Annotated in this window: 13 protein-coding genes; 11 read left to right on the forward strand and 2 right to left on the reverse strand. The window is 42.2% G+C overall.

Annotated features, from left to right (window positions below):
- Positions 1-69 precede the first annotated feature (69 nt).
- The 5 genes from VP97_RS15600 to VP97_RS15620 all read left to right on the forward strand — a co-directional run bounded on the left by VP97_RS15600 (position 70) and on the right by VP97_RS15620 (position 5,901).
- The gene (locus VP97_RS15600) at positions 70-1,248 is read left to right on the forward strand and encodes an iron-containing alcohol dehydrogenase (protein WP_050182844.1); all 1,179 of its coding nucleotides are present in this window, start codon (positions 70-72) and stop codon (positions 1,246-1,248) included.
- Positions 1,232-2,611: a hypothetical protein gene (locus VP97_RS15605; protein ID WP_050182845.1), complete on the forward strand. Its 1,380-nt coding sequence runs from the start codon at positions 1,232-1,234 to the stop codon at positions 2,609-2,611. The genes VP97_RS15600 and VP97_RS15605 overlap by 17 nt, the downstream gene beginning before the upstream one ends.
- Positions 2,612-2,622: 11 nt before the next feature.
- A complete protein-coding gene (locus tag VP97_RS15610; protein WP_172656791.1) occupies positions 2,623-4,032 on the forward strand; it encodes an NAD-dependent succinate-semialdehyde dehydrogenase in 1,410 nt (469 codons plus the stop codon).
- 289 nt (positions 4,033-4,321) lie between these two features.
- Positions 4,322-5,137: an alpha/beta fold hydrolase gene (locus VP97_RS15615; protein ID WP_050182847.1), complete on the forward strand. Its 816-nt coding sequence runs from the start codon at positions 4,322-4,324 to the stop codon at positions 5,135-5,137.
- 131 nt (positions 5,138-5,268) lie between these two features.
- Positions 5,269-5,901 (forward strand): CPBP family intramembrane glutamic endopeptidase, encoded by a 633-nt coding sequence (locus VP97_RS15620; RefSeq protein WP_050182848.1) that lies wholly within the window; start codon positions 5,269-5,271, stop codon positions 5,899-5,901.
- A gap of 302 nt (positions 5,902-6,203) precedes the next feature.
- On the opposite strand, the gene VP97_RS15625 is transcribed toward VP97_RS15620, so the two are convergent.
- Entirely contained in the window at positions 6,204-6,458 is a 255-nt protein-coding gene (locus VP97_RS15625; protein ID WP_050182849.1) for a DUF1292 domain-containing protein, read from the reverse strand.
- Positions 6,459-6,870: 412 nt separating this feature from the next.
- Between VP97_RS15625 and VP97_RS15630 the strand changes: the two genes are divergently transcribed.
- From VP97_RS15630 to VP97_RS15655, 6 genes are all read left to right on the forward strand, one after another.
- A complete protein-coding gene (locus VP97_RS15630) occupies positions 6,871-7,560 on the forward strand; it encodes a metal-dependent hydrolase (RefSeq protein WP_050182850.1) in 690 nt (229 codons plus the stop codon).
- 493 nt (positions 7,561-8,053) lie between these two features.
- The gene (locus VP97_RS23940; RefSeq protein WP_156153524.1) at positions 8,054-8,203 is read left to right on the forward strand and encodes a hypothetical protein; all 150 of its coding nucleotides are present in this window, start codon (positions 8,054-8,056) and stop codon (positions 8,201-8,203) included.
- Positions 8,204-8,252: 49 nt separating this feature from the next.
- Positions 8,253-8,993 carry a spore coat protein gene (locus tag VP97_RS15640; RefSeq protein WP_082220392.1) on the forward strand — a complete coding sequence of 247 codons (741 nt, stop codon included), beginning with the start codon at positions 8,253-8,255 and terminating at the stop codon, positions 8,991-8,993.
- 568 nt (positions 8,994-9,561) lie between these two features.
- On the forward strand, positions 9,562-9,969 hold the full coding sequence (locus tag VP97_RS15645; protein WP_050182852.1) for a hypothetical protein: 408 nt from the start codon (positions 9,562-9,564) through the stop codon (positions 9,967-9,969).
- A 10-nt stretch (positions 9,970-9,979) separates the two neighbouring features.
- Entirely contained in the window at positions 9,980-10,636 is a 657-nt protein-coding gene (locus VP97_RS15650) for a PspA/IM30 family protein (protein ID WP_245629909.1), read from the forward strand.
- 436 nt (positions 10,637-11,072) lie between these two features.
- On the forward strand, positions 11,073-12,575 hold the full coding sequence (locus VP97_RS15655) for a malate:quinone oxidoreductase (RefSeq protein ID WP_050182855.1): 1,503 nt from the start codon (positions 11,073-11,075) through the stop codon (positions 12,573-12,575).
- A 692-nt stretch (positions 12,576-13,267) separates the two neighbouring features.
- On the opposite strand, the gene VP97_RS15660 is transcribed toward VP97_RS15655, so the two are convergent.
- Complete coding sequence (locus VP97_RS15660) at positions 13,268-13,795, reverse strand: spore coat protein (protein ID WP_245629906.1); 528 nt, start codon at positions 13,793-13,795, stop codon at positions 13,268-13,270.
- Positions 13,796-14,518 lie beyond the last annotated feature (723 nt).

Below are 14,518 nucleotides of genomic sequence, written 5' to 3' on the forward strand. Positions count from 1 at the left end.
TTTTTCGGCTTTTTCTTATTGGCACGGTTCTTGCAATAAGAAAAGAGAAAAGAAAAAGGAGGATTTTTTATGACAATTTCAACATTTAAGATTGCCAATAAATTAATTACTGGTGACGGGGCGACGAGTGAGCTGCGAACTGAAGCGGCCCGGTTAGGAATAACGAAACCACTTATCGTGACGGACCATATCATTCAGCAAACCGGAATGCTTGATCAAATCCAGGAAAAATTGGAAGGGCTTACAGTTGGTGTGTTTTTAGGTGTAAGGCCGGAGCCGGAATTTTATGTGGTGGAAGAATGCCGGCAAATGTTTTGTGATGGGGGCTATAACGGACTGATTGCCATCGGGGGCGGCAGTGCGATTGATACAGCGAAAGCGGTATCTGCTTATGCCAAGTATGAAGGTGCGCTTACCGATTTAGTAGGCACGGATCGAGTGGAAGAAAAAGGATACCCGCTCATTGCCATCCCAACCACTGCCGGTACAGGATCGGAAGTCACTAATATTTCTATTTTATCGGACAAAAAAGAGCAAGTGAAAAAAGGGGTTGTAAGTGACTACCTGCTGCCGGATGTTGCGATTGTTTCTCCAGAAATGACGTTAACGATGCCAGCCGGTGTTACGGCAGCAAGCGGAATTGATGCGCTCGTTCATGCAATTGAAGCGTATATTTCTGTTCATGCGTCTCCCATTACCGACGCTTTAGCAATAGGTGCAATGAAAATGATTGCAGTGAATTTGCCCAAAGCATATGCAAATCCAAGTAACGTAGAAGCACGCGAGCAAATGGCTACAGCCAGTTTAATGGCAGGCATGGCCTTCGGAAACGCCGGGGTCGGAGCGGTCCATGCGCTGGCGTATCCGCTCGGAGGCCGTTTTAATATTCCGCATGGTGTGAGCAATGCTCTTCTCCTGCCATATGTCATGGAGTGGAATAAAATCGCATGCCTTGAGCGTTTCAGAGATATAGCGGAGGCGCTGGGAGAAAAGGTCGATGGTGCAACAGACAATGAAGCAGCTGAAAAAGCGATTCAGGCAATGAGCCGGCTTTGTAAAGCGGTTCGGATTCCAGATAGTTTAAAAGAGCTGGATATTGAAGAAAATGATTTAAACCGGATGGCAGAGGATGCAAGTAAAATTGACCGTCTGCTGAAAAACAATCCGCGGCTTTTACATAAAGCCGATATTTTAAAGATTTATCAAGCTGCTTATAAAGGAGGAGAGAGCGATGCCGTGGAAAAATAGAGCACATGGCGAGGAATCGCCATATCTGCCCTTGGGGCCATTTAAACTGCGGCTTCCTTTTATTCATTATCGTTTTGAATGGCCGGATTATGTGCAGGGCCTGTTAATGTGTGCAGTTGACCTGGCAGCGATTCCATTATTGATAGAGCTGCTTGGCATGCCGTTTGAAGCGGCACTGGCTGTTGTTATGTTAAACGGCCTTTTGTATTTGACCCATCACCTGCTGGGAGACCCGGTCGTTCCTGGGTGGATCACACCGGCGATCCCGCTTATTATGGCATATGTGCAGCAATTTCCAGAAGGGGAACAGCGGGTATATGCCCTGATCGCTTTTCAGTTAACACTTGGGATCTTTTCAATTTTTCTCGGTGTTACAGGACTTGCCGGAAAAGTAGTCAGCCTTGTACCCAGTGCAATTAAATCAGGAATTATTATCGGGGCCGGAATTGCGGCTGTTACTTCGATCTTTGCAGTCGGAGGCCGATTTGAATCGTTTCCTTGGACAATTTCGATTGCAGTCGGGATTGCGTTTTATTTAATCTTTTCAAAACACTTCCAGGTGATAAAACAGCGAAATGCATTTTGGGCGTTCCTTTCAAAATTAGGCATATTCCCGATTATTATTTTAGCCGTTGTGATTGCGCCTTTGTTTGGGGAAGCGCCATGGCCGAAAATCGAGTGGGGCTTTACGAATCCGGATTTCGCTACTTTATGGAATGAATACACCGTATTTGGCCTTGGCATGCCGCCGCTTGCTTTATTCATCAGTGGACTGCCTACTGTTCTCGCAACTTATATTGTATTATTTGGCGATATTTTGCAAAGCAAGGCGATTATTGATGAAGCAGATGATATTCGCCAGGACGAGAAAATTGACTATAATCCGAACCGTGCACATTTAATTTTTGGTGCAAGAAACTCGGTCATGAGCATTCTTGGTCCGGATGTAACCATGTGTGGCCCGATGTGGGCAGCGATGCAGGTAGTTATAGTAGAGCGTTACAAAGAAGGCAAAAAAATAATGAACTCGATCTTTGGCGGGTCCGGGTCATTCCGCTGGGGAACAAATACAGGTTTGCTTTTAATGCCCATTGTGAGTTTGGTTGAACCGATTCTAGGCATTGCGCTTGCTCTGACTCTTTTAATTCAAGGGTATGTCAGTGTTCGCGTGGGGATTTTAGAAGCAAAAAGTCAGCGCGATTTAGGCATTGCTGGTATTATAGCAGCAGTACTGGCCATTAAAGGAGCCGCCTGGGCGTTTGCGGTTGGGATTATTTTATGCTTCCTGATCTACGGCAAAAATTTCTTTGTTGGTGAAAATGACGGAACATTTACAAAAGATGTGGAGGAGAAAATCGGATGAAGAATTGGCGTATGTATATAAATGGAGAGTGGCTCGATACAGAGGAGAAAATTGAGGTTATAAACCCGGCAACGCTTGAAGTCATTGCCACTGTTCCGAAGGCGGGGGCCAGGGAAGCGAAAGCAGCGGTTGATGCAGCGAGTGAGGCCCTTCCGGCATGGAAATCAAAAACAGCAGCAGAGCGCGGTGCCCTGTTGATGAACTGGTTTCGCTTAATTGATGAACAAAAAGAAGAAATTGGCCGGATTATGACAACAGAACAGGGAAAGCCGCTGGCGGAAGCCATTGGAGAAGTCGGGTATGCAAACAGTTTTATTTCCTGGTACGCAGAAGAAGGAAAACGGATTTACGGTGAAACCATTCCCGCTTCTGCACCGAACAAGCGGCTTTTCGTATCAAAACAGCCGGTAGGCGTCGTAGCAGCCATTACACCATGGAATTTTCCAGCGGCAATGATGACGCGTAAAGCGGCACCTGCTCTGGCAGCGGGGTGCACAATTGTGGTGAAACCAGCCGAACTTACACCGCTCACCGCATATAAACTGATAGAATTGGCAGAGGAAGCTGGTATTCCAAAAGGTGTTATTAACGTGATTACCGGTGACGCGGCAGCGATTGGAGAGGTGTGGATGGCCGACGGTCGCGTCCGTAAAATTTCCTTCACCGGCTCTACAAAGGTAGGAAAGCTGTTAATGAAACAAGCGGCGGATACAATGAAAAAAGTATCTCTGGAGCTTGGCGGGCATGCACCGTTTATTGTAACGGAAAATGCCGATCTCGATAAAGCTGTTGCAGGCATGATGGCTTCAAAATACCGCAATGCAGGACAAACATGTGTCTGTGCCAATCGTGTATTTGTTCATGAATCGGTTGAAGAGGAATTTGTAGGGCGTTTGAAAAAAGCGGTCGGTGAGTTAAAAGTAGGCAATGGTCTGAGTGATGGTGTCCAAGTTGGGCCGCTGATCAATCAAGCCGCTGTTGATAAAGTGAGAAGCCAGCTGGATGAAGCGATTGAAAAAGGAGCACGACTTGAACTGGGCGGTGAAGGGTTTCCGAGTGAAAAAGGATACTTTATTACACCGGCGGTTTTAAGCAATGTATCGGATGATATGGTGTGCATGAATGAAGAAACATTTGGGCCGCTTGCACCGGTGTCAACATTTAAAACCATTGAAGAAGTAATCGAGCGGGCAAACAACTCGCCATATGGACTTGCTGCATACGTTTTTTCAGAAAATATCTCCGAGGCCATCACGATTTCGGAAGGTCTTGAATACGGCATCGTCGGATTAAACGATGGACTTCCTTCTGTTGCCCAGGCTCCTTTTGGTGGAATGAAAGAAAGCGGCCTTGGCCGTGAAGGCGGACATTTTGGAATGGAAGAATTTTTAGAGATAAAATATATTTCATTGGGTATGTGATAAGAAGCTGTCCCGGCGGATGCCGGGGCGGCTTTTTCGCTTTATACAGTTTGCCTGCAACAGCGAAAAGGCTATGCTGTCTCATTTTATCAGTATCCTTTCCATTTAGCAGTGGGAGTGTCGGGAAACATTTAAAATATGATTGTGACAGGCTTTTTTTGATCCTGCGTTTTGACAAGGTGAAAATTCGGGTATGCGGAAAAGAATAGAAATGGAAATCAGGGATAGCATGTGCTTTTTTCTGTTATCATCTGTTTCTTATTTTTTGTGTCAGGAGGGAAATCCGCTTATGCCATATGCTCCTATCCGTGAAGGTCTTTCACTGTACTATCATATAAAAGGGGAAGGACTCCCAATTGTCTTTATTCATCCATTTGTGATGGGCCACAATGTGTTTAAACATCAGGAACTCCTCGCTGACAGATATAAAACCATCTTTTATGACCTCGCAGGTCATGGCCAGAGCTCGAAAGGTACAAGTCCTTTATCCATCGAGCTTCTTGCGGAGGACTTGAAGAAACTGCTCGATCAAATCGGTATTGAAAGGGCGGTGGTCTGTGGATATTCACAAGGCGGCCTGGTTGCCCAGGAGTTTGCTTTAACATATCCCGAACGGACACTGGCAATAATCTTGTCCGGCGGTTTTTCTGAAATAAATAGCCTCACGCCGAAAATTTTTATTAAATCGGTGATGGCTCTGGCGAAAATCCGGCAAATCGGCCTTGCTGCAAAACTCCAGGCAAAACTAAATAAATGCTTTCCGGAAGATGAGAAAGAGATTTATGAGCACGCCCGGAAATCAGATGCTGCGCGTTCATATGAATTTTGTAAAGCAGGGCTGCATTACAAATCAACAAACGCCCTTCATCGATTAAACATGCCGATCCTGCTCGTCTACGGATCTCTGGAAAAGCCGATGCATCATTACCGGATTCCTTTTCAGCAGGCGGTGCCTCAAACTGAAGTGGTATACATACAAAACGGAACCCATCAGATTCCGCCAAGATCTTTTTCGGAGTTTAATGCAGTCGTGGACCGCTTTTTACAGCCGATCAAAGAAAGTTACGTGGAGGAGCAGAAAAGGGAAGAAACGGAGTCCTCATAAAAGGAAGGAAGATAAAACAGCTCCAAAAGAATTAAAAAGGATCTGTTTTTATCCATCAGACAGCTGGCCTTTTGGTGAAATAGGAATGTCAGCAAAGCAAATACAAACCAAAAACAGCCTTGGGGGTTGCAATGAAGAATTTCGTGCGCTTAATAGGACCGTCTTTAATGATTTTAATTGGACTGCAACTGCTCGAAAGTGTCGTTATTACATTTGTGCTGTTTTACAGCTGGCTGCTGGCTATGCCGCTCATTGACAAAGCTTTTCCAAGAGAAAGAGTACAGGTAACAAAACAAGCGGTTATTTTAGGGCTTGGAAGCGGGCTGCTGTTTTTCCTGTTTATTTTCGGAGGCCTAAAATGGCTGCATACCTACCTTCTCAATATTGGTGAGCTCCGTACTCTGCTTATGGAATGGGGATTTTCTGGCCCTGGAGAGATCGGACTGGTCCTGGTGCTTCTCCTTGCAAATCCAATCCTGGAAGAATTGTATTGGAGAGGGTATGTGTATGAAAAGCTGAGAGCAAACGGAAAAGCGATATACACAATTTTGATAACTGCCTCGTTCTATACGCTTTATCATCTTCTTTCAGTAATCCCGATATTTCAGGGAGGATCCAGCGTTGCAGCCATTCTACCTGTTTTGATTGCTGGACTTTTCTGGGGATATACAAGAGAAAAAACAGGCTCCATTGTCGCAGCCATGATTGGCCACATATTGGGAGACCTCGGTATTGTCACGTCTTACTGGTTTATTATAAGGTAAAGGAGGACAACAATATGGCCAATTTGAACTGCGGCCCAGCTATGCAGCGGCTGACTGGGAGGTGTCTTCCTTTGCTGGAGGCAGCTGTCTTTTGATTTTTAAATCCTGAGCCAAAAAAGGGATCTAAGGTCGGTTTTAGTCTGTGGTCAATGTTTGCTTTAAAAACTTCTACAGACCCAGACAAAAAGGTTCACAGTCCTGTAAATGGAAAACCGCCTGCTGATCAAATGGCAGACGGTCGCGGCTTAGAAAAATATGTCCTGTTTTTTTCAAGAAGGCCCGAGTCAAGCTTTGTGATAGGCTCAGGATTCTTCAAAGGCCACGGATACTTTGCGAAATTCTTCTTCATCTTCAATAACGGAAAATTGCTCTTCGTCCTCTATTTTAAGAAAAAAGACGTTGATTTTTTCTGTCGTATTTTCCTGAATATCTTCTACAAACCCGGCGGCTGCGTAATCTGTTCCTTCAAGACTTAATGTTTCGAATACTTCAATTTCCCGCTCTTGATCATTTTCATCTACAAATGTAATGATATCGCCGGCTGCAACTTTTTCCATCGCTGTTTCTCCCCCTTGGTATTCTTTTACCTTCATTGTCTCTGTTATGTTACCCAATGGTTATCAAAAAAATCTTCTGATGCACCAACAAATCTTAAAGCGCCGTTTCTTTTTTTATTTTTCAGCTTTATCTGATACGCGCAAAGTTCCTTTTGCCCAATGGCTTTTAAGCATTCTTTTGCAAGATGGGTAAATCCTTAAGCTGCGTGGCTGTTATCCAAATTAAAAGCAATATTCATCTGCGTTGCAAGCGGAAGTACATGAGTGGGACAAATCGCAGCTTGCTTTAAACTCCTCTGTGGCTAAACCATGGAACAAGCATATTGCTTGGCAGATTTAGCTAAACCATCTACTCTGTAAGAAGAGGATATCCAGCTTCAAGCTGGAGAAGTGAAATAAAGGAGGCAGCAGGATGAAAATTACATACCATGGACAGTCAACCATCTTAATTGAAGTAAACGGAAAATCTTTGATTATTGATCCATTTATTAGTGGAAATGCTGCAGCAAAGGTGAAGGTCGAAGATATTAAAGTAGAAGCTGTTCTTTTGACACATGCTCACGCTGACCATATTCTGGATGCAGCACCGATTTCCAAGGCCAATCATGCACCAGTCGTGTCCAATCCTGAATTGGCTGCGTACATGTCCTGGCAGGGTGTTGAAACAATTGGGATGAATATTGGCGGTACTCTGGATCTTGACTTTGCAAAAGCAAAAATGACCCATGCTTTCCATAGCTCGGGTATTATTGATGAAGAAAACAAAAATATTCTTTATGGCGGCATGCCGAGCGGGTTCATTATTGAAGCGGAAGGAAAAACGATCCTTCACGCTGGAGATACAGGGCTCTTTGGGGACATGAAGATGATCGGAGACAGACATAATATCGATATTGCTTTCCTTCCAATTGGCGATCACTTTACAATGGGGCCGGAGGATGCAGTGCAGGCTGCTGAATGGTATAAAGCTAAATTGATTATTCCGATCCACTACAATACTTTCCCTGTTATTGAACAGGACGGGGATGCATTTGTCAGAGCTTTGGAAGAGCGCGGTATAAAAGGAAGAGTGCTTGAGCTCGGGGAAAGCATAGAATTATAATAAAATAGGGAAAGCTGCTTTCATTGAAGGCAGCTTTTTTCTTTTAAAAATATGCCAGTATGTAATCCTCTCAAATGCTAAAATATTAATTTTAATGCTTTTTTCATTTTGCGTATGTTTTTGTAATCCCAGGCTCCAGAACGCTTCAAAAAGAATTTTCTGCTGTTCTTTGTTGCCTGGTGACATCTGGTATATTCCTGCTCCGTACTGTTCCCCTAATCGTACTATTTAATACGTTCCTCTCTTAGCAAAAATGGATAACCCATACACAAGTTGTCCAAGCACATATTGTCGTTTTCTTATTCCTGCCACTGAGCAGTGAGCATTCATTTCCTGGTCATCCGGAAGTGTTCCGGAAGTTTTATCCCATTTATTGGTCTGCCTCATCATAAGCAACATGCTTTCCACATGAGTACGGTCAATCCATATTTTGAAATCCTTTCATGGATGGATTTTATTGATTGATGCAGTCTAATAAGCGGAGGTGATTTGAATGCTGAAAAACAGAAGCGGAAAAGGCGGCGTGCCGACTGGAGGCAATACCGGTGGCATTGGCGGCGGCCATACTGGTAAAATGGGCAAATCGGACACGGAGTTTTCTGCTGAAAACATCGTGAAAGAAGAAAAAAAACAAAAGAAATAACGGTGGTATCGAGAGCTTTGACATTACACACAATAAAGGGGATGTAAATATGCCATTCGGTGCTCACGAAACGTTGGAAGTACATGAAATTCTATTAGAAAAAGTTAATATGATTACCCATTTTAACCTGTATCTGCAGGAAGCACAGGATCCTGAATTAAGGGATCTTATTATGCGCCACCGGCAGGAGGAAATCCGGTCATATGACGAAATTGTAGCTTATACACATGATTACAACACGGCAGCGCCAGTGTCTCCGATGGCACATGTGAAGAGCGTATCTCCGCAAAACATTCAATATGGATTAAATAATCCTCCGCAGGTTGAGCCGCGTACCGGGGCTGCATTAGGCGATACAGAAATTGCTTCGGCTGTGCTTTGCGCGCACAAAAATGCCGGAAAAAATGGAATGTGGGCTGCCCTTGAAACGGCAGATCCTAATCTGCGCCATATGCTGCTTAACAGTGCGACAAACTGTGCAAACCATGCGTATGAAGTCTTTTTATTCATGAACAAGCAGGGGACTTACCAAATTCCTAAAATGAGCAGTCATACGGCGAAGACATACCTGCATGCATACCAGCCTGCCGGCCAGACTTTCCAAAATCAATATTCCGCTCAACCAGGCTTTAGCGGCCATACACCAGGTACAGGCGGAGGGATAAATCAACACTTTAACACGGCTTCCCAGCAGGGCACTGTATACGGGGGATTACAAGGTAACAGAAATGCGCAGTATGGCATGAACGGAAACCTCCCAAATCAAGGCATGCAAGGTTATAGTAAATAGCAATAACAAAAAATTGCTAAACAACCCTGCAAATTCAGGAGAAACGTTTCGCCATTTCGCAACAACTTTTATATAGATGACATAATATAATAAAATGTGGGAACAGAAGGCCACTCATCAGTCACTATTGCGACTGGCGAGTGGTTTTTTATGTAGTCTATTGCTTCAATGTTCGCTCGGTCACGTTCCAAACAAATATATCACTAGCTGCAACACTGCCAGCAGGATATTTTGTTGGCTGTTATAAAAACAATAATTCCGTTAATAAGACTTGATATTCAATTAGCAGCTACTTAAGTAGAATAAACATTTTAAAGATTGATTCTCTACTTCAGGAATTAGCTTTTTTATTTCGATGAATCACAAGTATGAAAGCGGAAAGTTCAAGAAGCTGGATTGCTATTGAGATAACTCCCTTCAGATGAATTCTAAACAGAATACTCTAGGTTATAACAAATATTGGGTGAAAATGAATTTTAACTTTTTGTTTGTGCTGATAATTTAACTGAATTTTCACTTTTTATCTCTACAATCAATTCATCAAGTAATTGAGAGGAGAGATAAAAAGGTGAACGCAAAAACAGAAAAAGCCCTTTTATGGGCAGCTGTAACCCTTTCAACTTTTGCGGGGATCGGCTTTTTTCTAAGCCTTTTTGAGAGCCCTGAACGACATGAATATTCTCATCAAATGGGAAGGGGACATAGAGGAGGGGCAGAATTCTATCCAGCGCATCATGGTAGTGACTTTTCATGGATCGGAATATGGCTGTTCCTGGCTGCGGCAGGAGCGGTAGTCATATTTGTATTTAGATGGTTTAAGAAAAAGGGCAAGGTGGATGCGTTTCAGAAATTTGTGACAGATGCTCCTGTTTCAAATACAAGCCCGCCGATAAACAAAAGTAATGCTGATATTTTAGATAACTGGGAGAAAGAACAAACAGTAGAGGAAGGAAATAACGAGCATGGGGATGCTTAAACGAATAAAAATGATTGGCAGGGCCCGAATAAACGGGTTACTCGACAGCATAGAAAATCCCATTGCGATGTTAAATGAATATATAAGGGAAATGGAGCAGGAACTTCAAAAAGGAGAGCCGGTATTAGCACATCAAATTTATCTTGAAAAAAAACAAAACGCGTTAATTGGTGAAACAGAAAGCCTGATTGCCAGGAGAAAGGCTCAAGCAAGGCTGGCGGTGAAGCAGGGTGAGGACTTTATAGCAAAACTGGCTTTGCAGGAAAAGCTCATTCATCAGGAACAACTTAATCTGTATACTGGGCAGCTGGCCATTCTTCAATATCAGACGCAGACACTTTATGAGCAATTGGATGAACTAAAAAGGCTCTATCACGAACTGCAACATAAAAGATTGCTGCTGATTTCCAAGGCAAATACAGCTCAGTCAATCAAGCAAATGCAAAAAACGATTGTAGCGTTCCACTCCGAGACAATCGCTAATGGGGTGTCCCGGGCAGAAGACCGTATCTTCATGATAGAGGCTGAAGCGCAGGCAAGTAAACAGTTTATGGCGAATCCCTATACAGCTGTAAAAGGATATATTGATCCAGGGCTTGAACATGAATTGGAGCAAGTACTGCAAGTCGTAAAAAAAGAAGCCAAACCTATAGAAGACGCCCGTTAATAAACATCCTATCAGGAGCTTGCTTGGTACAGCAACCGCCTTTAAGCAAACACCTTTTTTTTAAAAAAGAAGCGGTTTATTGAGCCGGTTTTCTATAAAAGAATGAAGCCAGCTCTTCACATTAAAATATTTTCATCGATCACCTGAAGTCGATTCCATTCGTTGGAAATCGGCTTTTTACTTATGCGAAATAAAAATTTTCTATAACTTATAGTTATGATTTTTCAAAAAATATTGAATGATAAGCCAATAAGGTAGCGCATGATTGTTTAAATGTTATATAATTATCAGATAATACTAGATATTTTACCCTTTAAATAATTATAATAGATTATGAAAAGATTATAATTGAGATAGAAAAGGTGTGCTTTCATGTGGCGCCTGCTTTTTGTAACACCGAAGCTTTTGCAAATACAAGGGGATAAGGAAGGTTATAATGAGCAATACACAGAAAAAAACAGACGTTATCTTAATTGGTGCCGGAGTTATGAGTGCGACTTTGGGATCTTTATTAAAAGAGTTAGCACCGGAGTGGGAAATAAAAGTGTTTGAAAAACTCGCAAACGCAGGAGAAGAAAGCTCGAACGAATGGAACAATGCGGGTACGGGCCACGCTGCATTGTGCGAGCTTAACTATACCTCCGAAAAAGCTGATGGCTCTATAGATATTAGCAAAGCAATAAACATTAATGAACAGTTTCAAGTTTCCATGCAATTTTGGTCTTATCTTGTAAAAAGCAATTTGATTCGTAATCCACAGGACTTCATTATGTCATTGCCTCATATGAGCCTGGTGCAAGGAGAACAAAATGTAGCATTTTTGAAAAAACGTTTTGAAGCGCTATCAAAAAACCCTCTTTTTCAAGGAATGGAGTTTTCCGACGATTCGAAAAAGCTGATGGAATGGATACCGCTTATTATGCAGGGCCGTACCTCAGATGAACCAATAGCAGCAACAAAAATTGATTCTGGAACAGACGTTAACTTTGGTGCTTTAACACGCATGCTGTTTGACCATTTAAAGAGTAAAAATGTTGATATCAACTACAAGCACAGCGTAAAAGATATTAAACGTACGAGTGACGGCTTGTGGGAAGTAAAAGTTCAGAATCTTGACGGCGGCACTATTGAACATCATACAGCCAAATTCGTCTTTATCGGGGGCGGAGGAGGAAGCATACATTTATTGCAAAAATCCGGTATTCCTGAAGGAAAACGTTTTGGCGGGTTCCCGGTAAGCGGCATATTTATGGTGTGTAACAACCCAGAGGTAGTAGCGCAGCACCATGCAAAAGTATACGGAAAAGCGAAGGTGGGTGCTCCACCAATGTCTGTTCCGCATCTTGATACACGATTCATTGACAATAAAAAGTCACTGCTGTTTGGCCCATTTGCCGGATTCTCGCCTAAGTTCTTAAAAAATGGTTCAATGCTCGATTTGATTACGTCCGTAAAACCGGATAATCTCTTAACCATGCTTTCGGCAGGGGCTAAAAATATGCCTTTAACAAACTATCTAGTCCAACAAGTAATGTTATCAAAAGAAAAGCGCATGGAAGAGTTACGTGAGTTTATCCCGAACGCTAAAAGCGAGGACTGGGATTTAGTCGTAGCAGGCCAGCGTGTGCAAGTAATCAAAGATACAGAAGCAGGCGGAAAAGGGACTCTTCAGTTTGGTACAGAAGTGGTTAGTGCCGCTGATGGTTCAATCGCAGCCCTGCTTGGCGCTTCTCCAGGTGCATCTACAGCTGTTCACGTTATGCTTGAAGTCATATCAAAATGTTTCCCTGGATATGTGAAAGAATGGGAACCGAAAATCAAAGAAATGATTCCTTCTTACGGCATGTCTCTGCTGGAAAATCCAGCACTTCTGCACGAAGTTCATACTTCTACAGCGGAAACGCTCGGGTTAAGTGAAAAAGAGCCGGTCTTTAATTAACTCTGCGGGTATAGAAACAAATAAAAGGGTTCGTCAACACCTTTGTGACTGGACAGTCGGTTCTACGGTAAGAGGCTGCAAAAGCAAGGACTAAACAAAATAATGAAATGAAAAATTATGTAAGGAATTAGGTAAGCAAAAGAATGTCATTCGAACTAAAACACTGATCCTTCAATCTATCTTTGGGTTGAAGGTTCTTTTTTTTATAATTCTTTTAGTTATAGTTTTACTTGTTTCACTTTACAGGGGCAGTTCCTTAAAGCTTTTATAAAGTACTTTTTTCTAGAAACACTAAATAGCATCCACCTTTCGTTTCATTCATTTCCAGCATGTTTGTATTTGTAGCTTCATTTCATGCTGGTTGCCGATTTGTTATGCTTCCTCAGCATATGAGCAATTAACATTATAATGATAAAATAAATCAAATTGTTTCAACCTTTCTTAAAGCTAATTCGTATTTGATTAATGATCAATAGCTGATTGAAATTATAAAGTAAGATGTTTAAAAGGTAAGCTGAGTCATGCTAGTCTTACTCAGCAGCTTGCCGAACCTGTTAGATAAAAGTAACTAATTATATTGTACAATGTCCCAGAACTTTAGAATCCGGGACATTTTTTGCTTGATTATACTTTCGATCAAATTTTTTAGATAAATAGAAGAGGCACTGAAGAAGGTAGACAAAAGAAGTGTATCAGCGTCTCAAGGACAAGGCGGCTTTTGCGTTTTTTAAATCTTCAGCAAGCAACTGATCTAAATGGTAGGCCGGGTAATAGTTTCTCTCAAGCATAAAATTAAACGACTTGGCGTGCAGCTCGATCGCTTTTTGTAAATGTTTTTGGAAGATTTCACGCAAAGATGGAGTTGCGGTTTCTGTGAGAGCGACCGCATAGTTGCGTACAGTGTTTTTGGAAAATATGAGCAGTTTCCGTCCATAGAAGGCATTCAAGTTCACTCCGGTTGGCGCAGGGCTAAATGTTTCAACACTGTCATTATGCATCATTGGAATCGGTGCTTTCTCATAAAAAGGAAGTAAATCCCGCGTGTTTTGCTCAAGGCTACGGATTGTCTCCATATACAGACCTCGAAGTGTCGGGTTCTGTACATTCGCAAGCTGCATTTTAAATTCAGCTAGGAAATGAGAGGCCGTAGCGACTACTTCATGAAGCTCTAACGTCTCATGCCAAGCCAGATGCTGCGGTACTTTCAAATTTTTAGACAATCGGAGTCCCTCCATTCTAATGATGCCATAATTATATGCTATGTTTTTTAAATGGAACTTTGTCCCTTGCAGGGCTTTTTTGTTTTTATCTGTATGATACAGTTTATAGAAATCAAGGTGACCTGGGGCCTAGGGGGACATACAAACATAAAAGTTGTGTAAGACATGGTTTAACTTTTGTCTAATTACGAAAACATTCCCGCTGTAGACTACCAAGAGAAAGTTTTTCCCTCTTCGTATACTGACTGAACAGCCTGTTTGATTCAAAAAAACAAAAACAGCCCTTAAGTATTACCTGCTCGGTTAAAATCAAAATTTCAACAAAGTTTTTGACCATTTCTTTCGAGAGGTTAATCTCGGAATGTACATTTTTCCGCACAAGCTGAATGTTAGAAACGGTCTGGTTCGGTTGGCTCTAGATTGCCGACACAAGCATATGAATGTCGTATGCAGATTGATTCGTTTGATCGGCTAATTTGCTGTCTTCTTTTACAGCGTGTAGCGATAGCAAATCCGTCACTGTACTTTCCTGCTCTAGTTGCCTCGAGGCATATGAAGTACGAATAAATTTATTTGACTAAATATCTAATCTCGCTTTAAGCGTTTAAACAAAAAATTTTTTGAAAAATCAGTAGACAAACGCTTTCAATCATTGTATAGTGTTCACATAAGCTAGTTGTCATACAAGTACACAAGTGAACAAGAAGTTAAGTTAACATCTTA

Source organism: Domibacillus robiginosus (assembly GCF_000966195.1).
In the GTDB taxonomy this organism is placed as follows: Bacteria; Bacillota; Bacilli; order Bacillales; family Domibacillaceae; genus Domibacillus; species Domibacillus robiginosus.

Coding starts and splice junctions, on each gene's coding strand:
- VP97_RS15600 (WP_050182844.1), top strand. CDS start 70: ATGACAATTTCAACATTTAAGATTGCCAATAAATTAATTACTGGTGAC.
- VP97_RS15605 (WP_050182845.1), top strand. CDS start 1,232: ATGCCGTGGAAAAATAGAGCACATGGCGAGGAATCGCCATATCTGCCC.
- VP97_RS15610 (WP_172656791.1), top strand. CDS start 2,623: ATGTATATAAATGGAGAGTGGCTCGATACAGAGGAGAAAATTGAGGTT.
- VP97_RS15615 (WP_050182847.1), top strand. CDS start 4,322: ATGCCATATGCTCCTATCCGTGAAGGTCTTTCACTGTACTATCATATA.
- VP97_RS15620 (WP_050182848.1), top strand. CDS start 5,269: ATGAAGAATTTCGTGCGCTTAATAGGACCGTCTTTAATGATTTTAATT.
- VP97_RS15625 (WP_050182849.1), bottom strand. CDS start 6,458: ATGGAAAAAGTTGCAGCCGGCGATATCATTACATTTGTAGATGAAAAT.
- VP97_RS15630 (WP_050182850.1), top strand. CDS start 6,871: ATGAAAATTACATACCATGGACAGTCAACCATCTTAATTGAAGTAAAC.
- VP97_RS23940 (WP_156153524.1), top strand. CDS start 8,054: ATGCTGAAAAACAGAAGCGGAAAAGGCGGCGTGCCGACTGGAGGCAAT.
- VP97_RS15640 (WP_082220392.1), top strand. CDS start 8,253: ATGCCATTCGGTGCTCACGAAACGTTGGAAGTACATGAAATTCTATTA.
- VP97_RS15650 (WP_245629909.1), top strand. CDS start 9,980: ATGATTGGCAGGGCCCGAATAAACGGGTTACTCGACAGCATAGAAAAT.
- VP97_RS15655 (WP_050182855.1), top strand. CDS start 11,073: ATGAGCAATACACAGAAAAAAACAGACGTTATCTTAATTGGTGCCGGA.